This is a genomic window from Streptomyces sp. NPDC001750, assembly GCF_042892615.1.
Taxonomy (GTDB): Bacteria; Actinomycetota; Actinomycetes; order Streptomycetales; family Streptomycetaceae; genus Streptomyces.
This window is the reverse complement of the sequence record NZ_JBIAUE010000013.1, coordinates 105,881-123,302: the sequence shown is the minus strand read 5'-3', so window position 1 is coordinate 123,302 and position 17,422 is coordinate 105,881. Positions and strand designations below refer to the sequence as shown.

Annotated in this window: 18 protein-coding genes and 3 pseudogenes; 12 read left to right on the top strand and 9 right to left on the bottom strand. The window is 67.8% G+C overall.

The features are described from left to right. Positions 1 to 278 precede the first annotated feature (278 nt). The 5 genes from pdhA (at position 279) to ACFYY6_RS21070 (ending at position 5,284) form a co-directional block, all read left to right on the top strand. Entirely contained in the window at positions 279 to 1,517 is a 1,239-nt protein-coding gene (gene pdhA / locus ACFYY6_RS21090; RefSeq protein ID WP_351525524.1) for a pyruvate dehydrogenase (acetyl-transferring) E1 component subunit alpha, read from the top strand. A 2-nt stretch (positions 1,518 to 1,519) separates the two neighbouring features. Then, positions 1,520 to 2,500, top strand: a complete 981-nt coding sequence (locus tag ACFYY6_RS21085) for an alpha-ketoacid dehydrogenase subunit beta (protein ID WP_351525525.1) — start codon at positions 1,520 to 1,522, stop codon at positions 2,498 to 2,500. A gap of 19 nt (positions 2,501 to 2,519) precedes the next feature. Next, positions 2,520 to 3,998: a dihydrolipoamide acetyltransferase family protein gene (locus tag ACFYY6_RS21080; RefSeq protein ID WP_389194592.1), complete on the top strand. Its 1,479-nt coding sequence runs from the start codon at positions 2,520 to 2,522 to the stop codon at positions 3,996 to 3,998. Between the two features lie 232 nt (positions 3,999 to 4,230). Continuing rightward, entirely contained in the window at positions 4,231 to 4,728 is a 498-nt protein-coding gene (locus ACFYY6_RS21075) for a DUF2004 domain-containing protein (protein WP_351525527.1), read from the top strand. A 166-nt stretch (positions 4,729 to 4,894) separates the two neighbouring features. Beyond that, positions 4,895 to 5,284: a VOC family protein gene (locus ACFYY6_RS21070; protein ID WP_351525528.1), complete on the top strand. Its 390-nt coding sequence runs from the start codon at positions 4,895 to 4,897 to the stop codon at positions 5,282 to 5,284. A gap of 145 nt (positions 5,285 to 5,429) precedes the next feature. On the opposite strand, the gene ACFYY6_RS21065 is transcribed toward ACFYY6_RS21070, so the two are convergent. Then, positions 5,430 to 5,999, bottom strand: a complete 570-nt coding sequence (locus tag ACFYY6_RS21065) for an ATP-binding protein (RefSeq protein WP_389194589.1) — start codon at positions 5,997 to 5,999, stop codon at positions 5,430 to 5,432. A 268-nt stretch (positions 6,000 to 6,267) separates the two neighbouring features. On the opposite strand from ACFYY6_RS21065, the gene ACFYY6_RS21060 reads away from it, so the two are divergent. Beyond that, positions 6,268 to 7,107 carry a helix-turn-helix transcriptional regulator gene (locus tag ACFYY6_RS21060; protein WP_351524260.1) on the top strand — a complete coding sequence of 280 codons (840 nt, stop codon included), beginning with the start codon at positions 6,268 to 6,270 and terminating at the stop codon, positions 7,105 to 7,107. 2 nt (positions 7,108 to 7,109) lie between these two features. Then, entirely contained in the window at positions 7,110 to 7,292 is a 183-nt protein-coding gene (locus tag ACFYY6_RS21055) for a DUF397 domain-containing protein (protein WP_351524259.1), read from the top strand. Positions 7,293 to 7,329: 37 nt separating this feature from the next. Here the strand turns inward: ACFYY6_RS21055 and ACFYY6_RS21050 are convergent. After that, a pseudogene (locus ACFYY6_RS21050) lies at positions 7,330 to 7,419 on the bottom strand (SAM-dependent methyltransferase); the annotation flags it as partial. Positions 7,420 to 7,426: 7 nt separating this feature from the next. After that, positions 7,427 to 7,638 (bottom strand): annotated as a pseudogene (locus tag ACFYY6_RS21045) (class I SAM-dependent methyltransferase); the annotation flags it as partial. Here ACFYY6_RS21045 and ACFYY6_RS21040 point away from each other — a divergent pair. After that, positions 7,633 to 7,730, top strand: a pseudogene (locus ACFYY6_RS21040) (transposase); the annotation flags it as partial. The pseudogenes ACFYY6_RS21045 and ACFYY6_RS21040 sit on opposite strands and share 6 nt — an antisense overlap. Positions 7,731 to 7,868: 138 nt before the next feature. On the opposite strand, the gene ACFYY6_RS21035 reads toward ACFYY6_RS21040, so the two are convergent. The 4 genes from ACFYY6_RS21035 to ACFYY6_RS21020 form a co-directional block, all read right to left on the bottom strand. Then, a complete protein-coding gene (locus ACFYY6_RS21035) occupies positions 7,869 to 8,426 on the bottom strand; it encodes a hypothetical protein (protein ID WP_351524258.1) in 558 nt (185 codons plus the stop codon). 8 nt (positions 8,427 to 8,434) lie between these two features. Then, positions 8,435 to 9,622 carry a hypothetical protein gene (locus ACFYY6_RS21030; RefSeq protein ID WP_386608846.1) on the bottom strand — a complete coding sequence of 396 codons (1,188 nt, stop codon included), beginning with the start codon at positions 9,620 to 9,622 and terminating at the stop codon, positions 8,435 to 8,437. A 71-nt stretch (positions 9,623 to 9,693) separates the two neighbouring features. Further along, complete coding sequence (locus ACFYY6_RS21025) at positions 9,694 to 10,440, bottom strand: ABC transporter ATP-binding protein (RefSeq protein ID WP_388651544.1); 747 nt, start codon at positions 10,438 to 10,440, stop codon at positions 9,694 to 9,696. Positions 10,441 to 10,519: 79 nt separating this feature from the next. Next, a complete protein-coding gene (locus ACFYY6_RS21020; RefSeq protein WP_351524255.1) occupies positions 10,520 to 11,005 on the bottom strand; it encodes a hypothetical protein in 486 nt (161 codons plus the stop codon). 488 nt (positions 11,006 to 11,493) lie between these two features. Here ACFYY6_RS21020 and ACFYY6_RS21015 point away from each other — a divergent pair, with 488 nt between their 5' ends. Both ACFYY6_RS21015 and ACFYY6_RS21010 read left to right on the top strand, forming a co-directional pair. Next, complete coding sequence (locus ACFYY6_RS21015; protein WP_351524254.1) at positions 11,494 to 12,435, top strand: hypothetical protein; 942 nt, start codon at positions 11,494 to 11,496, stop codon at positions 12,433 to 12,435. Positions 12,436 to 12,545: 110 nt separating this feature from the next. Beyond that, positions 12,546 to 12,887, top strand: a complete 342-nt coding sequence (locus tag ACFYY6_RS21010) for a DUF5713 family protein (protein WP_351524253.1) — start codon at positions 12,546 to 12,548, stop codon at positions 12,885 to 12,887. 76 nt (positions 12,888 to 12,963) lie between these two features. Here the strand turns inward: ACFYY6_RS21010 and ACFYY6_RS21005 are convergent, their stop codons facing one another. Beyond that, the gene (locus ACFYY6_RS21005) at positions 12,964 to 13,863 is read right to left on the bottom strand and encodes a serine hydrolase (protein ID WP_351634760.1); all 900 of its coding nucleotides are present in this window, start codon (positions 13,861 to 13,863) and stop codon (positions 12,964 to 12,966) included. Positions 13,864 to 14,004: 141 nt separating this feature from the next. Further along, positions 14,005 to 15,024 (bottom strand): BRO family protein, encoded by a 1,020-nt coding sequence (locus ACFYY6_RS21000; RefSeq protein ID WP_351634762.1) that lies wholly within the window; start codon positions 15,022 to 15,024, stop codon positions 14,005 to 14,007. 280 nt (positions 15,025 to 15,304) lie between these two features. Here ACFYY6_RS21000 and ACFYY6_RS20995 point away from each other — a divergent pair, with 280 nt between their 5' ends. Both ACFYY6_RS20995 and ACFYY6_RS20990 read left to right on the top strand, forming a co-directional pair. Continuing rightward, complete coding sequence (locus tag ACFYY6_RS20995) at positions 15,305 to 16,051, top strand: GntR family transcriptional regulator (protein ID WP_389194584.1); 747 nt, start codon at positions 15,305 to 15,307, stop codon at positions 16,049 to 16,051. Beyond that, complete coding sequence (locus ACFYY6_RS20990; RefSeq protein WP_351524249.1) at positions 16,048 to 17,358, top strand: MFS transporter; 1,311 nt, start codon at positions 16,048 to 16,050, stop codon at positions 17,356 to 17,358. Before ACFYY6_RS20995 ends, ACFYY6_RS20990 begins: the two co-directional genes overlap by 4 nt. Positions 17,359 to 17,422 lie beyond the last annotated feature (64 nt).

Sequence of the window (17,422 nt, the reverse complement as noted above, 5' to 3'; positions counted from 1 at the left end):
TCCGGCAGCCCACAAGGCTGTTCCCAGTGCTGTGACCAGCGAGAGTTCCCGACTTTTTCGATTTACTTGGAAATCCAAGCAAAATCGCAGGTCAGGCAGGGTTTCGCAGTTATGCGGCGTACTGGGTAACGTGCTTTTGACAGGGCGCTCGCCGGGGCACCTGTCACGCCTGTCTCCCGAACCGAGCGGCACCCACCCCGTGCACGGGTACGGGCGCAGGCGAGCCGCACTGGCTTCCCGGCAGACCCCGGGGGCCGGACCGACGGAGGAGCACGCACGTGACCGTGGAGAGCACTGCCGCGCGCACACCGCGACGCAGCAGCAAGCGGACCAGCGCCGTGAAGACGACCACGAACAAGCCCACTAAGGCGACCGCCAAAGCGACCGCCAAGGCGCCCGCGAAGAAGCCGGCCAAGGCGACCGCCAGGGCCCCGCGGAATTCCGAGCCCGAGCTCGTACAGCTGCTGACGCCCGAGGGCGAGCGCGTGGAGCACCCGGACTACCAGGTGGACCTGACCGCCGAGGAACTGCGTGGTCTGTACCGCGACATGGTCCTCACCCGCCGCTTCGACGCCGAGGCCACCGCCCTCCAGCGCCAGGGCGAACTGGGCCTCTGGGCCTCGCTGCTCGGCCAGGAGGCCGCCCAGATCGGCTCCGGACGGGCCCTGAACGACGACGACTACGTCTTCCCGACCTACCGCGAGCACGGCGTCGCCTGGTGCCGGGGCGTGGACCCGACCAACCTCCTCGGCATGTTCCGCGGCGTGAACAACGGCGGCTGGGACCCCAACAGCAACAACTTCCACCTGTACACGATCGTCATCGGCTCGCAGGCCCTGCACGCCACCGGCTACGCCATGGGCGTCGCCAAGGACGGCGCGGACTCGGCCGTGATCGCGTACTTCGGCGACGGCGCCTCCAGCCAGGGGGACGTCGCCGAGTCCTTCACGTTCTCCGCGGTCTACAACGCCCCGGTCGTCTTCTTCTGCCAGAACAACCAGTGGGCGATCTCCGAGCCGACCGAGAAGCAGACCCGCGTCCCGCTCTACCAGCGCGCGCAGGGCTTCGGCTTCCCCGGGGTCCGGGTCGACGGCAACGACGTGCTCGCCTGCCTGGCCGTCACCAGGGCGGCGCTGGAGCGCGCCCGCCGGGGCGAGGGCCCCATGCTCATCGAGGCGTTCACCTACCGCATGGGCGCGCACACCACCTCCGACGACCCGACGAAGTACCGGGCGGACGAGGAGCGCGCCGCGTGGGAGGCCAAGGACCCGATCCTGCGGCTGCGCAGGTACCTGGAGGCGGAGGGCGCCGCCGACGAGGCGTTCTTCACCGAGCTGGAGGCCGAGAGCGAGGCCCTCGGCAAGCGCGTGCGCGAGGCGGTGCGGGCGATGCCCGATCCGGACCCGATGGCCATGTTCGACCACGTCTACGCCGACGGGAATCCCCTCGTCGACGAGGAGCGCGCACAGTTCGCCGCGTACCAGGCATCGTTCGCGGACGCCGAGGAGGGCAAGTAGCCATGGCCGTGGAAAAGATGTCGATCGCGAAGGCGCTCAACGAGTCGCTGCGCAAGGCCCTCGAAAACGACCCCAAGGTCCTCATCATGGGCGAGGACGTCGGCAAGCTGGGCGGCGTCTTCCGGATCACCGACGGGCTCCAGAAGGACTTCGGCGAGGACCGGGTGATCGACACCCCGCTCGCCGAGTCCGGCATCGTCGGCACCGCGATCGGTCTGGCCCTGCGCGGCTACCGGCCGATCGTCGAGATCCAGTTCGACGGCTTCGTCTTCCCCGCGTACGACCAGATCGTCACGCAGCTCGCCAAGATGCACGCCCGCGCGCTCGGCAAGGTCAAGATGCCGGTCGTCGTGCGGATCCCGTACGGCGGCGGCATCGGCGCGGTCGAGCACCACAGCGAGTCCCCCGAGGCGCTGTTCGCACACGTCGCGGGTCTGAAGGTGGTCTCGCCCTCGAACGCGAACGACGCGTACTGGATGATGCAGCAGGCGGTCCAGAGCGACGACCCGGTCATCTTCTTCGAGCCGAAGCGCCGCTACTGGGACAAGGGCGAGGTCGCCACCGACGCCATTCCCGGCCCGCTGCACCGCGCCGCCGTGGCGCGCACCGGCTCCGACCTCACGCTCGTCGCGTACGGGCCGATGGTGAAGGTCTGCCTGGCGGCGGCCGAGGCGGCGCAGGAGGAGGGCCGGTCGATCGAGGTCCTGGACCTGCGCTCGATGTCCCCGATCGACTTCGACGCCATCCAGACGTCGGTCGAGAAGACCGGCCGGCTCGTGGTCGTCCACGAGGCGCCGGTGTTCTACGGCTCCGGGGCCGAGATCGCCGCCCGCATCACGGAGCGCTGCTTCTACCACCTGGAGGCACCGGTGCTGAGGGTCGGCGGCTACCACGCCCCGTACCCGCCGGCGCGGCTGGAGGACGAATACCTGCCGGGTCTCGACCGTGTGCTCGACGCCGTCGACCGCTCGCTGGCGTACTGAGAACTGGGGCGTGACAACGATGACGACCGACACTTCCAATGCCGCTCGCGTCCGCGAGTTCAAGATGCCCGACGTGGGCGAGGGCCTGACCGAGGCCGAGATCCTCAAGTGGTACGTCCAGCCCGGTGACACCGTCACCGACGGCCAGGTCGTGTGCGAGGTCGAGACGGCGAAGGCGGCTGTCGAGCTGCCGATCCCGTTCGACGGGGTGGTGCACGAGCTGCGCTTCCCCGAGGGCACGACCGTCGACGTCGGCGAGGTGATCATCGCGGTGGACGTGGCGCCGGGCGGTGAGGCGCCGACCGCCGCCCCCGCCCCGGAGCCCGCGGCGGCCCCGACGGCACCGGCCCCGACCGCACCGGCCCCCGCGTCCGGCTCGGGCCGTAAGCCGGTCCTGGTGGGGTACGGCGTCGCCGAGACATCCACCAAGCGGCGCGCCCGCAAGGGCGACGCGGAGGCGGCCCGTACGGCTGCTACGAGCGCCGCGGCGGCTGCGGTGCAGGGCGAGCTGAACGGTCACGGGTCCGGCTCCGTGGCCACGGCGGTCCGGGAGAACCGGCCGCTGGCCAAGCCGCCGGTGCGCAAGCTGGCGAAGGACCTGGGCATCGACCTGACCACGGTCGTGCCGACCGGCGCGGGCGGGATCATCACCCGCGAGGACGTGCACGCAGCGGCCACGCCCGTACCGGCCCAGGCACAGCGGCCGGTCGCCGCGCAGGCACCGGCCGCGCCCGCGTCCGCCCCGGCCCAGGCTTCCGTACTCGAAGAGGAGACGGCGATCACCGCCGTCGCGGGTGCCCGGGAGACCCGCATCCCGGTCAAGGGCGTACGGAAGGCCATCGCGCAGGCGATGGTCGGTAGCGCCTTCACCGCGCCGCACGTCACGGAGTTCGTGACCGTCGACGTGACGCGGACGATGAAGCTCGTCGCGGAGCTCAAGCAGGACAAGGACCTCGCCGGGGTCCGGGTCAACCCGCTCCTGATCATCGCCAAGGCGTTCCTGGTGGCGATCCGCCGCAACCCGGACATCAACGCCGCCTGGGACGAGGCGAACCAGGAGATCGTGCGCAAGCACTACATCAACCTGGGCATCGCCGCCGCCACGCCGCGCGGTCTTATCGTGCCGAACATCAAGGACGCGCACGACAAGACCCTGCCCGAACTCGCCGAGGCCCTGAGCGAGTTGGTGTCCACGGCGCGCGAGGGCAAGACGTCCCCCGCCGCCATGGCGGGTGGCACGGTCACGATCACCAACGTCGGCGTCTTCGGCGTCGACACGGGTACGCCGATCCTCAACCCGGGCGAGTCCGCGATCCTCGCGGTCGGTGCGATCAAGCTCCAGCCGTGGGTCCACAAGGGCAAGGTGAAGCCCCGTCAGGTAACCACGCTGGCGCTCTCGTTCGACCACCGGCTGGTCGACGGCGAGCTCGGTTCCAAGGTTCTGGCGGACGTCGCCGCGATCCTGGAGCAGCCGAAGCGACTGATCACCTGGGCGTAGGGGGCTCGGCGGTACGCGTGCCTTCGGCAGCACGGGTGCCTTCAGCAGTACGAGGTGGGTCCGCGCGGAGTTCGCGCGGACCCACTTTCCGTCCGGGCCCTGTCACGGACGCAACTCCGTCGGATACCCCGGGCGTCGGCTGCCGGTGTCAGAGGCCCCCGCTACGGTGGACCGATCCAGAGAATCGCTCGAATTCGGCGCGGAAAGAGGCCGGTGGTCCCTCGTGAAAGCCATGGAGCACGCCTACTTCGGGCGCGTGGAAACAGGTGCGCTGGATGGCGTGGATGTCGTCTGGGAAAGCACCTCACGACTTGGGGACGGTGAGGTGGAGGTCCGGCTGTGGGCCGGACCGTCCAGCGAGCCGGACGCCGAAGAACTGGACGGATGCGCGGCATGCATCACCGGCCTGTCGGCTCTCGACACAGCGGCTCGCGCGGCGCTGCGCACGTACCTGCGCGAGGACCGCTACTTCATCGACTTCCATGTCGAGGCGCTTGAAGACAGCGAGACGGTTGCTCGTCTCGTACGGGACGCGGCCGACGACGCGGTCGGAGCCGATTCCTTCGTCGCCGCCATGCGCCTGAGTGGTGTCGGCCTGTGGCTGAGCGACCTGTCCGATGGGTCCCCGGTCGTTCTGGACTACGTGTTTGAGCCCGATCTCAGTGATCAAATACTCGCCGTCAAGTCGACCCTGGACGGGACGGTGGTTTCCGTCGACTGGGAGAGCTGAGGTTTCCGTCGATCGGGAGAGCTGACGATTTCATCGCCGCGGGAGGGGGGCAACCCGCGGGCACGGCGTGGGGCGAGCAGCGGGGCCGATTGCCGTTCATGCGCTGGCCACCATGCCGATCCTCACCGGGAACCGGGCCTCGGCGGCGGGTCGTTAACGTGGTCCAATGACATCGGTCAAGAAGTTCCAGGTCACTTTCGACTGTGCGGAACCCGAGCGCGTGGCTCGTTTTTGGTGCGAGGTGTTGGGGTACACCGTGACGCTGCCTTCCGAGGGGAAGGGTTCATGGGCCGCGTGCTCCGATCCCACGGGCGAGGGTCCGCGCATGTACTTCCAGCGCGTTCCCGAGGGGAAGGTCGCCAAGAACAGGGTGCATCTCGATGTGCGGGCCGGCACCGGGCTCGTGGGCGCGGAGCGCCTGGCCACCCTTGAGGCCGAACGCGATCGGCTGATCGCGCTCGGCGCGGTGTGTGTGGAGGTGCTGTATGCCGATGAAGAAAACGAGTCGTGCATCGTGATGCAGGACGTCGAAGGCAACGAGTTCTGTCTCGACTGAGCGTTCTTCGCGGACGGCGAGGCCGGAGGCCGCCCTCGGGATCGAGGTGCTTCGGCGCGTACGAGAGTCGAGCGCCTCGGGATCGAGGCGCTTTGGCGGCCACGTGAATCGAGCGCCTGATCACCTGGGCCCGAGGCCGTACGGTTCACTCACCGTCGGTGGGCCCGCGCGTTCCGACGCGCGGGCCCACCGGCGTCTTCATGTCCCTTTCGGCGAGGTCGAGTTCGGCGAAGACGGTCTTGCCGACGGTACGGGACTCGGCGCCCCACTGGTCGGCCACCCGGTCGACGATCAGTAGCCCGCGCCCAGTCTCGTCACCGGCGCCCACACGCGCCCCGGGCCCGGCCGGCCGCTCGTCGCACGCGTCGCTCACCTCGATCCGCAGGACGCCGGGCAGGAGGGCGAGCCGGACGCGGAACAGCCGGTCGGGCACGGTGCCGTGCAGCAGTGCGTTGGTCGCCAACTCGCTGACCAGTAGCGCCGCGTCGCTGGACAGCTCCGGGTACCCCCACTCCGCGACGAGCCGGCCCGCGCGGCGGCGGCTGAAGGCGACGTTGTGGGGGTGCGGGGCGTAGTCGAGCCGGTCCTCGCGGAGAACGGGGCCGGAGCCGGTGGGGGTGGACCCGTCGGGCCCGGGACAGAACGGCACGGGGCAGGCCCGCACGGGGCCGGTCGGGCCGGGTCCGGGCGTCGGAACCTCTTGGGCTGCGGTCATGGGCGCGAGCTCCCTCGGGTGCGGGCGGTGGCATGCCGCGCCTGCGCGAACGGGCAGGGCGGTGCGCTTCCGCCGATGGGTACGCCGCTGGGTGAGCGACTGGGCACTGAACGTAGCGGCGCTCGGGCTTTTGGTGCAAGCAGTCGCGGAGATATTTATCCCCACGATGAGTTGTTCGGATTCTGGGGCGCGCGGCAGACTGGCTCCGAATCGGGAGGTAGGCGAAGTGGTCGTAGAACAATCCAGCCGAGGAAACCGCGTATCCACCGTGCTGGCCCGGAAGTTGGGCGGCCAGTTGCTTGAACTCCGGGACGCCGCTGGGCTCACCCAGACCCAGGCTGCCGCCGTGCTCTCAGCGACGGCCGCCAAGGTGGCGAAGATGGAGCGTGGTTGGGTCCCGTTCAGAGACCCGGACATCCGTGCGCTGTGCACGCTGTACGGCGTCACCGACGCCAAAGTCCTGGAACGGCTGCTCAGTTTGGCGAGGACAGACCGCGAACGGCGCAAGGTCAAGGGCTGGTGGAATCAGTACCCTGAGCTGCGCTCGTTGGTCGAGTACGTCGCTCTCGAAGACATCGCGACCGGTATCAGGACGTGGCAGGTTTCCTTCGTGCCCGGCCTGATGCAGACGCCGGACTACGCCCGCGCATTGGCCGTGGGAAACGCGGACTGGGACGACCCCGATGAGATCGAGAGGTTTGTCGAGGCGAAGATCGCTCGTCAGGCGCGGCTCTCGGACGAGAGCCCGCTGGAGCTGTGGGCGATTGTCGGCGAGAGTGCCCTACGGCAGCTGGTAGGTGGCCGCGAGGTGATGCGTGCACAGCTTGCCCACATGGAGAAGATGGCGGCGGCGCCGAACATCAAGCTGCAGGTGGTGCCCTTTCTCGCCGGATCGCACCCCGGGATGACCAGCGCCTTCAGCGTGGTGTCCTTCGCTGAGCCTGGCGCGATGGACGTGGTTTACATGGACACTACGTCGTCTACTCTGTGGCTGGAGAGTGAGACTGATGCTGTGCGCCACAACGCCACGTTCGATCGGATCGCGCGAAATGGACTCGCTCCCCGTGATTCCATCGCGCTGATGGAGCGTATCCGCAAGGAGTTGTAGCCGTGCCCCACTTCGAGTTCGTCAAGTCCAGCTACAGCAGCGGCAATGGCGAATGTGTCGAGGTGGCTGTCAACGTCCCGGGCTCCGTCGCCGTCCGCGACTCCAAGGACCCCGCCGGCCCGGTCCTGGTCGTCGCCCCCGCCGCGTGGGACGCCTTCCGGGCCGACCTGGTTCGGTCGCATTGACCCTAAACGGCCCGGCAAACCTTTCCGGCCACAGCACCCCGGCGTGGGTGAGCAGATGCTCCCACAGGGCGGCGCGGTGGCTGTAGCGGTACGTGAACATCGCCCTGCCCGCGGAGCCTCCCGTGTAAATTTCGTGGTGGTCTTCTCGACCATGACGGGACACAGATCGACGCCCCGAGCGGCGATACCGTGCTGAGCAAGGTGGGCGAGGGGCGCGGCCGGTGCTGCAGCCGAGCTCCAACACCGCACGTGGGTTGCCGAGCAGCTCCGGGCCGGGGCCGTGACCGGCGGACTGGGTCCAGCAGAAGACCGGCTGCGCGTCGTCCTTGAAGGCGGAAGTGAGCAGGGCGGCATGATCCGCGCTACATCATCTGGCGGAACAAGCACGCCACCGACGAACGCTTTCGCGAGGCCGTGAGCAGGGCGAACGTTGTCTGATGCGGTACGAGGTGGGTGCCCTGGCTGCGAATCCCGGGGTGGGCTGCCGAAAGACAGCGGCCGGAGCCGACTTTCCTGCAACGCTGGGGGCCACACCGAATCGTCGTTGTGGCCCCCAGCGTTTGGCACTCCACTCGCCTAGCGAGATCGTCTTGCCAGCCCCAAACCTGTAACGACGGCCAAGGAGGCAGTGGCGGCGAGCCATGCGGCGAAGCTGTCGGCCGGGTAGAGCGGCAGAGCCCACCATGCGTGTCCCGCCTCGCCACTGGGTTGGTAGGTGCGGCCGAGCATAAGACTGGCGATCAAGCACATCAGTCCTGCGGTCGCGGCAGCAGCCTCGTTCGTGAACCACCGGATGAGAAGTGCCAAGGAAAGGAGGAGAGTTACATTGCGCGCAATGTCCATTCCCACTATCAACCCGGCGGCATGGGCGAGGGCTACAACGAGCAGTACGGCGCTGAGGTCGAGGCGGGCGATTCCGATCACCGCTGCACTCTCCACGTGGTTGAGCCGTCTTTCGAGGCAGTACAACGTGGCTACGACGACGAAAAGCGGAGTGAAGTACGCGAGGCGCGCTCCCGTCATGCCGCCGATCAGACTCGGGACTGGCACTTCAGTGGTCCCGAGAGACCAGCAGACCACAACGAGAGCACTGATCGCCACGAGGACGGCCCACCAACGGCGCACGGTGATCATGTATAGCCTCATGGGATCACAGTCCCGCAGTGATCTTGCGCGGTCACGCTATGGGTGAACCAGTCGGCCTGCTCAGCAGGGGGCAGTTTCCTGATCTTCTGGATGGCTGCCCAGTCAGCCTCAAGCATTGCCTGCTTCATCGATAGTTCGTCCACTCCTATCACCAAGGCGGCCCACGCGGCGGTGAGAGAGCCTGGTTGCCGACAATCGCGTACGCCGTGGGCCGCAGCAACACCTGTCACCGCTGACTCTGCCAGGTCAACCGCGTACTGACTGCGGACATCGCCCTCAGCGCCGGGAGAAGGAAGCGACCAGTAGAGAGGCCACGTTCCTTTCGGCAGGGGCTGCTTGGCGGAGGCGATGCGCAGTTCCTCGGGGGGCTCTAGTCCGGCAGCCTTCAGTCGGCCGATCGGAGTGAGCGCGTCTCGGTGAAGTGTCGCTGCATAGGGCTCGTATTCCGGCGGCACGCATACCTTCGGTGCGTCCCCGACGCATACCAGGGCGACAGTGCGGGCTCGTGTGGGCGAGTGAAAGCCCCAGTCGTTCACTAGAGCCAGGCCGCTGGTGAACGTAATGGAAGCGACCAGGACGCTCCCGACCACGCTTGTGACGGGGCGCTTCCGCACCCGAGTAAGGAGCAGGGCAGCGACTGCGAACCCGGCAGCGACCAGCCACGGGACGAGATATGCAGCAGGGCTGCGTAGATCGGTCACCGTTGAAGCTCCGTCGATGAATCCTCCGAGATGCCGCACGGTCGCGTTGGACGTCGCATGTGGCATGGAAAGCCATGCCCAGCAGCCGATGCTGACGATGGGCGCTGCAATGCTTCTGGGCATGATCAGCCCGAACGACCAGCCGATGGCCAGCCAGGCGAGAGGAAGCACAATCAGGTGCGCAACAGCCAGCCAGCCTGCGCCTCCTGGCCAGACTCCGACTTCGTTACGAGCGAGAACAAGGGATCCGGCGACGAGGATCAGGAGGAGTACCAGGGCGGGTGTGGTGGCCTGGATCAGTTTGCGTAGGAAGCTGCGTGTGCTGGCTGCGCGCATTGCTTCGGCCAGACGGTGGCGGCCGGCTTCCCATGCGGCGGCACCAGCTATAGCGGGGGCGATTACAGCCATGCCGTAGCCTGCGAGTTCACCCGACTCCACGCCATATTTGGACGGGACGGTGTGTGAGGCGTCGGTGATGTACAACCCGGCGTAGAGCAGGATGGGTATGGCAAGCCAGGGTGCCGACGAGGCACGCAGATTCGCTAGGGTGACCCTCACTCCGTCACCCCGAGCAGCGTCGAGTAGGCACTTACCAACTGGTGCCCGGGCGCGTGATCGGGTTCAGCGTGTGAGGCGAACTGCTCAACCGTCCCGCGAAAACGGCACTGCCCGGATTCCAGGACCACGACTTCGTCGAATGCCTGGTCGAGATCGCCGATGTCGTGGGTCGAAACGATCACGTTGACCGTCCCGCGAAGCGAGATCAGCAAGTCCAGGAACCGGCGACGCTGGTGCGGGTCCAGACCCACAGTGGGCTCGTCGAGGAGCAGAAGTTCAGCGTCGTGAACGAGTGCTTGTGCGATGGCGACCCGCTGCTGTTGTCCGCCCGACAGCGTCTTGATCTTGTTGTCGATCTTGTCGATGAGCCCGACCCGCTCGAGTGTCGCTGGAGCGGCGTTCCAGGCGTCACGCTCCCCCATGCCCTTGAGCCAGCCGACATAGGCAACGTGCTCCCGGCATGTCAGCCCGGGAAGAAAACTGGGGCGTTGGGGGAGCCAAGAGATCCTGCGTCGATAGTCCCGTAGATGCCTGCGATTGGCCGGATCGAGGCGGCCATATCGAACATGTCCAGATTTCGGAAGCTCCACACCTGCGCCAAGAGTGAGTAACGTGCTCTTTCCCGCGCCGTTCGGCCCAAGGAGGACGGTATGGCCCTGTGAGAAGTTCAGATCGAGTCCGTCCAGCACAGGGCGCGAACGGCGCGCGTATCGGAAGGTGCAGGACTGGTAGCGCAAGGGCATTTCGGGGACCTCGTCGGCAGAAAAGAGGGCCCTTATGCGGCCCCCTCTTAGCGGAGGGCCACACAAGGACGACGTGCAATCAGTATGAGACAGTCAGCGAATTGACCCAGATGTTCAGGCTGACCGCGCCCACTTTCACGGCAAAGTGGTGCTCACCGGAGCCGTGGTCATCCCAGCTGCCGGTAGAGGTGGAGGACCCGCTTTCGAAGCACTTCGTGAACGCGGCGTTCACGTAGGACGGGCCGGCCCACGGTGTCTGCTTGTTCAGCGTGGTGGAGACCCAGGCGGGGCAGCGGACGACGCCCTCGCAGTAGCCGGTGATGACGCCCTTGGGCTTGCCGTCACGGCCGGAGTGCTTCTTGCTCTCCTGCACCGCGACGACGACCTTGTACTGCTTTACCAGGCGGCAGGACCCTTTGCGGCAGTTGTACTTGCCAGCGTATGCCCACTGCTTGTACGAGGTTCCCCCCTGGCGCTTGCGGTTGGGGCCCTTGGTGATGTACTCGATGGCTCCGTACTGGGATGCTCCTGCACGGATGCATCTGGCGCGGGCGGCAGGGGCCACGCATCTGACGGTCGCCTGCCTGGGTGCGCCGGGGCATCCCCAGGCGCGCGGGCTCTACTACAGCGTCGGATTCCGGGAGTTCACGCGGGACGCGCCGCTCATCAAGGCCAGGACCGCGGGCTGAGGACCGATCATTCGGTGGTCGCCGGCCAGGCCACGCTAGGGCCTGACCGGAGCGTACGGCCGACCGGTATCCCCATATGCCCTTCGTGCGCCGGGCGTTGACACGGCGATAAACCCAGCGTGTCGAACGTGGTACGTTCTGTGACCCAGAAACTCAATAAGGTGACCCCGGCCGCGCGCCAACGCCCCGGGGTCCGGCACAAGGAGCGGACCTCCTCATGCAGATTCATCGTAGCCGTCATACGTGCGGTTTCACTGTTCTGCCCAACGCGTTGTTGCAGGACCGGCGGTTGTCGTACACCGCTCGTGGCCTTCTTGCCGATCTTCTTTCCCGTCCTGATGGTTGGTCCGAGGACGGTCGTCGGATGGCCGATGCGAGTCCGCAGGGTCGGCTGGCGGTGGCGAAGGCGCTGCGGGAGCTGACGGCCTTCGGGTACTACCGGGTCCACAAGGTCCGTCGTGAGGACGGGACGTTCGTCAGCGAGGCCCATGTCTACGACACCCCGCAGCAGCCGGTTTCGGGTCTTGCCTGCCAGGTCGTACCGGGTATCAACCGTCCGGGTTCCGGTGGGCCGACCGCCGGTGGCGCGGGCGTCAACCCCGTAAAGAACCGAAGGAAAGAACCCTCCCTCCCCGGCCGGCGCCGGCGACCGCCGCAGCGACCGACCGTGGGTGAGGTGGTGGCAGAGGACGTGCTCACGGCGGGGGAGGTCTTCGGCGCCGGTCCCGGACCTGGTGTCGATGCCGGTCCCGGTTCCGAGCCCGGTCCCGGTGTTGGTGGGGAGCCGGTCGTTCCGTCGGATGCTGAGGCGCACGGCGTGGCCGTCGCCACGCTGTTCCGGGTGATCCGTCCGGAACAGCGTCTGCGGCTGGGCGCGGTCGAGGCGCTCGCGCTCGCGCCGCTGGTCTCCGCGTGGCTGGAGCGCGGCTATGACCATCGCGACTTGGCCGGGGCGCTGCTGGGCGGGCTGCCCGCCCGTATTCACTCCGCCTCGGCGCTCCTGCGCGACCGCCTGACCCGGAAACTGCCCCCGCCGCCCGAGCCCTCGTTCCCCGGGTACGCGATGCCCGAGCCGCCGCCCGGATCCGGTCTGCCCCGCTGGGCCGAGTGCGACGAGTGCCGCCGCCCGGTCCCGGACAAGGGCCTCTGCCGCGACTGCGCGGCCCCGGCCGACGGAGCAGACCACCCCCGACCCGACGACGACACCACCATCCGCGCCCGCACGGCCGCCAGAGGCCGCGCCCTGGTACGCGCCGCGCTGCGGACGCCGGACCGCGCGGAGGTGCCCGCCGCTGCCGGGGCCTGACCGCGAAAAAGGGGATGTCGGGCCATCGTGCGGCGGCGCGTCGTTGTCAGTGGTGTCGTGCATGATCGGCAGGTCAGTTCTTCCACCCCTTCTACAAGCCGCGGGGCGCCATGCCGATCACGAACCAGCAGATAGCGGAGCACGCGTTTCTGAAGCTGCTGTACGAGGACTCGTACTTCCCCGATCACGTCGTCGACAAGGGCAGGGCGATCCTGCTGCGGCTGTGCGAGCGGATCGAGGCCGAGCAGCCGTCGGATCTGGCGTCCCTCTATGTGCTCAGCCACGCAGCGACGGAGGAGTTCAACCTTCTGGAGGCGGAGTTCGAAGCGGCCGGGAGCGAGATCGAGACGGTCGCCCGCGAGGAGATCGCCGAGGACTTCTGGATCGTCGCGTCGGCCTACGGGTTCACGGACGCGGACGTGGAGGAGATGATCGCCCCCCGGGAATGGTGAGCTGTGAGGCTCGGACCTGTGTACGGCGGGAGGGGCCCTGCGCGGCGCGGAACCCCTCCTCGTGCTTCCGGTACGGCTACTTCTTGAAGCCGTAGTCCATGATCTTCTTCATGTCCGCGGAGCGGGTGGTCGCGCTCGTGGAGGCGAGCACGGTGCCGATGATCGTCTTGCCGTTGCGGGTCGCGGCGAAGACCAGGCAGTACTTGGCCGTCGGGCCGGAGCCGGTCTTCACACCGATCGCGCCGCTGTAGCTGCTGAGCATCGCGTTGGTGTTGGACCACGACATGTAGCGGTAGCCACCGGACTTCGTGGTGACCTTCTGCTTGGTCGACTTGGTCTTCACGATCGAGCGGAACGTGGAGTTCTTCATCGCGCTGGAGGCGATCTTCGTCAGGTCGCGCGGCGTCGAGTAGTTGGAGCCGTTCCCGATGCCGTCGAACGAGTCGAAGTGCGTGTTCTTCAGGCCCAGGGCCTTGGCGGAGGCGTTCATCTTGCCGACGAACGACTTCACGCGCGCCGCACGGGTGGAACCGGAGCCGAACTTGTCGGCCAGCGCGTACGCGGCGTCGCAGCCGGACGGCAGCATCAGGCCGTACAGCAGCTGGCGGACCGTGACCTTGTCGCCCACGATCAGACGGGCCGACGAGGCGCCCTTGGAGACGATGTAGTCGCTGTACGCCTTCTGGATCGTGACCTTGGAGTCCAGATTGAGGTTCTTCTGCTCCAGGACGACCTTGGCGGTCATGACCTTGGTGGTGGAACCGGTGGAGCGACGGATGTCCGCGGCCTTGCCGTACAGGGCCTTGCCGGTCCCGTTGTTCATCACGAAGCCGCCCTTGGCGGTGATCGTGGGGGTGGGCAGTGTGGCGGCCTGTGCGGTGGAGGCGAACACGCTGCCCGCGATGACGGCACCCGCGGTGAGGGCCACGGTGGCAGTGGCAGAAACGCGGTGTATGCCCTTAATGCCGATTTTCAACTTGAGTGCTCCCAAATGCCCCTGAAATGCGGCCACATGAAGGTGCCGCTCGGTGATGTGACTCCTGGGAGGTCGGAAAGGATGTGCCGATTCCCCGGATTTCTGGGGCAATTTCGGGGTCAAGAGGGTGTCGGGGAAAGGTCAAGGGCGATTGAGGAGGTAGATGGGCGCGCCGTCGGGGGTGACGCCGTGGGGGCGCAGGCAGGCGTGCTTGCGCATGAACCGCAGGCACTCGTTGACGCGATGCACGGTGAGGCCTGTGCGGTCGGCGATCGATTCGAGCGGCTGCGCCAGTTCGCCGTCCGCCGCCAGTACGGGCGCGATGCTGACGGCGACGGCCCACACGTCCTCCGTGACCGACATGCGGGATCGCCAGTCGTCGAGGACGGCCTCGGTCGTGGGGCGGACCGGTCGGGGGCGTTGCTGCCGGGGTACGGCGGGCCGGACCGATACCGGGGCTGGGGCGGAGGTCGGGGCCGGGGTGGGGGCCGGGGCGCCGTCGGTGGCGAACAGGGTGTCGAGGCGGTCGGCGATACGTTCCAGGGCGCGTGCAGTGGCCTGCTGGGCGCGGAGCGTTTCACGCTGTGCGGCTGCGAACTGCTCGTCTACCCGGATGCTCCGCTCTTCGAGCCGGACGATCGCCTCGGCCACCCGATCGGGAAGGGTGTGGACGACAGTGGGGGTGGGGAGGACCGGTTCCGGTTCAGGGTCCGGTGAGACCGTGCGAGGACCGGCGAGAGAGTACGAGCCCTCCCGCTGAACAGTGACCACGACATCCACGACCCACTCCTTGAACGGTCGGCACGAGGGCTTCGTGCAGCCGTTGACGAGGTGGAGCAGCCCTCGCAGGTCGATGAGGTTCATGTCTCGACGCCACTCCCTGCCTGCGGGAACGCTGAGACCGTAACCTCCAGTTAGGTTCTCGAGAATGTCCCGGTGCGTCTCAGGTACGTGGTCGAGGAGAGTCTTCCGGGGGTTCGTGTACCCCAGGTGCTTGCACACGTCCACCGCCGGAAACCAGTGCTTCCCGTCCGGCATCGTGAGTCGCCGGATGTGGGCACCGGTCGCCCCGTGGACGAAGTCGCTGATGTCGACAGCGTCCGGCCGTACAGCGTTCTGTCCCGCCGCGCCGGTCGCTTCCGTCGCGTTTTCCGTGGTCATCGGAAACCACCTCCGTAGCGGAACGTAAAGCGGAGCAAAGCTCGGATGCCCACGGAAGCGGGAAGTTTCATCACATCGAGGAGGGTTGGCGAGGTTTCGCCCGTCCGGATCCCGACCGAATCCCGACCGGATTCCGTCCGAATCCCGACCGGTGCCCGTCCCGATCCGGTCCCCGATCTCCGTTCCGATCCGGTCCCGCGTCCGTCCGGGATGCGTCCCGGCCGGGTCCGTAGATTGGACGATTTTCATGATGTACACATGTTGTATCTATCATGTGCGCATGCCTTCCCCTCTCCCCGTCGTGAAGATCCCTGCCGAGCCCGCAACCGAGTCCACCGTGAAGACCGCCGTGAAGGCGTCCGTGAAGTCGGCCGGGCCGACGGGGGAGGCCAAGCAGCCGCCCGCGACCGAGCGCGTCTACGCCCACGTCAAGGAAGCGGTGCTGAACCGTCGCTACGAGGGCGGCACGCTGCTCACCGAGGGTCATCTCGCCGAGGCGGTCGGGGTGTCGCGCACCCCGGTGCGTGAGGCGCTGCTCCGGCTGGAGGTCGAGGGGCTGCTCAAGCTCTACCCCAAGAAGGGTGCCCTCGTGCTCGCCGTCTCCGCGCAGGAGATCGCCGACGTGGTGGAGACCCGGTTGCTGGTCGAGGAGTTCGCGGCCCGCAAGGCCGTTCCCGCCTCGGCGCGATTGATCGAGCGGCTCGAAGAGCTGCTGGACGAGCAGCGGCAGTTGGCCCATGAGGGCGATCTGGCCGCGGTGTCCGTGAAGGACCGCTGCTTCCACGCGGAGATCGTGCGCAACGCGGGCAACGACATCCTCGCCCGGCTCTACGACCAGTTGAGGGACCGGCAGCTCAGGATGGGAGTCGCCGTCATGGAGGCGCATCCGGACAGGATCGCCGCGAACATCACCGAGCACGGCGAGCTGCTGGAGGCGATCAGGTCCGGGGACGCGGACGGCGCCGCGCAGGTCGTACGGCGCCATGTGGGCCGGGTCAAGGTGCTGGTCAGGGGTGAGGACCGATGAGTTCGGGCGCCGCTCCCACCCTTTCCCTGCCCGGCGATCCACCCGGCGGCCGACGTGCCGTATGGGTGTGGGGCGTCGGGGTGGCCGTCTACTTCGTCGCCATCATCTTCCGGACCAGCCTGGGCGTCGCCGGACTCGACGCCGCCGACCGATTCCACGTCAACGCCTCCGCGCTCTCCACGTTCTCCATCCTTCAGTTGCTCGTCTACGCGGGCATGCAGATACCTGTCGGCCTGATGGTCGACCGGCTCGGCACGAAGAAGGTCCTCGCTTTCGGGGCCGTCCTGTTCACGATCGGACAGCTCGGCTTCGCCCTCTCGCCCTCGTACGGCATGGCGCTGGCGTCCAGGGCCCTGCTCGGCTGCGGCGATGCGATGACGTTCATCAGTGTGCTGCGGCTGGGCGCCCGCTGGTTCCCGGCCCGGCGCGGTCCGCTGATCGGCCAGGTCGCCGCGCTGTTCGGGATGGCGGGCAACCTCGTCTCGACGCTCTTCATCGCGCGGGCCCTGCACGGACTCGGCTGGACCACCACCTTCGTCGGCAGCTCCGTCGCCGGGGTCGTCGTCCTGGTGCTCCTGCTCCTGTTCCTGAAGGACCACCCCGAGGGGCACGAGCCGCCGCCGGTCGCGCACGCGGGCGCGGCCTTCGTACGCAAGCAGATCGCCGCCGCCTGGCGGGAACCGGGCACCCGGCTCGGCATGTGGGTGCACTTCACCACGCAGTTCCCGGCCATGGTGTTCCTGCTGCTGTGGGGGCTGCCGTTCCTGGTGGAGGCGCAGGGGCTCAGCCGGTCCACCGCCGGTGAGCTGCTGACCCTGGTGGTGCTCTCCAACATGGCGTTCGGGCTCGTCTACGGGCAGGTCATCGCCCGGCACCACGCGGCTCGTGCCCCGCTGGCCCTGGGGACGGTCGCGGTGACGGCACTGCTCTGGGCGTCGGTCATCTTCTTCCCGGGCGACCACGCTCCGATGTGGTTGCTGATCGTCCTGTGCGTGGTGCTCGGCGCCTGCGGTCCCGCGTCGATGATCGGCTTCGACTTCGCGCGGCCCGCGAACCCGCCGGAGCGGCAGGGCACGGCGTCGGGCATCGTCAACATGGGCGGCTTCATCGCCTCGATGACCACGCTGTTCGCCATCGGTGTGCTGCTGGACAGCACCGGCGACGACTACCGGATCGCGTTCGCCTCGGTCTTCGTGCTGGAGACGCTCGGCGTCGTACAGATCCTGCGGCTGCACTCCCGGGCCACGCACCGCGAGCGCGAACAGCACGTGATCAGCCGCGTGGAGGCCGTGCACGTGCCGGTGTGACTGGTGTGGTCGGGGTGACCTGCGTGCCGTGCGGCGTGACCTGCGTGCCGTGCGGCGTGACCCG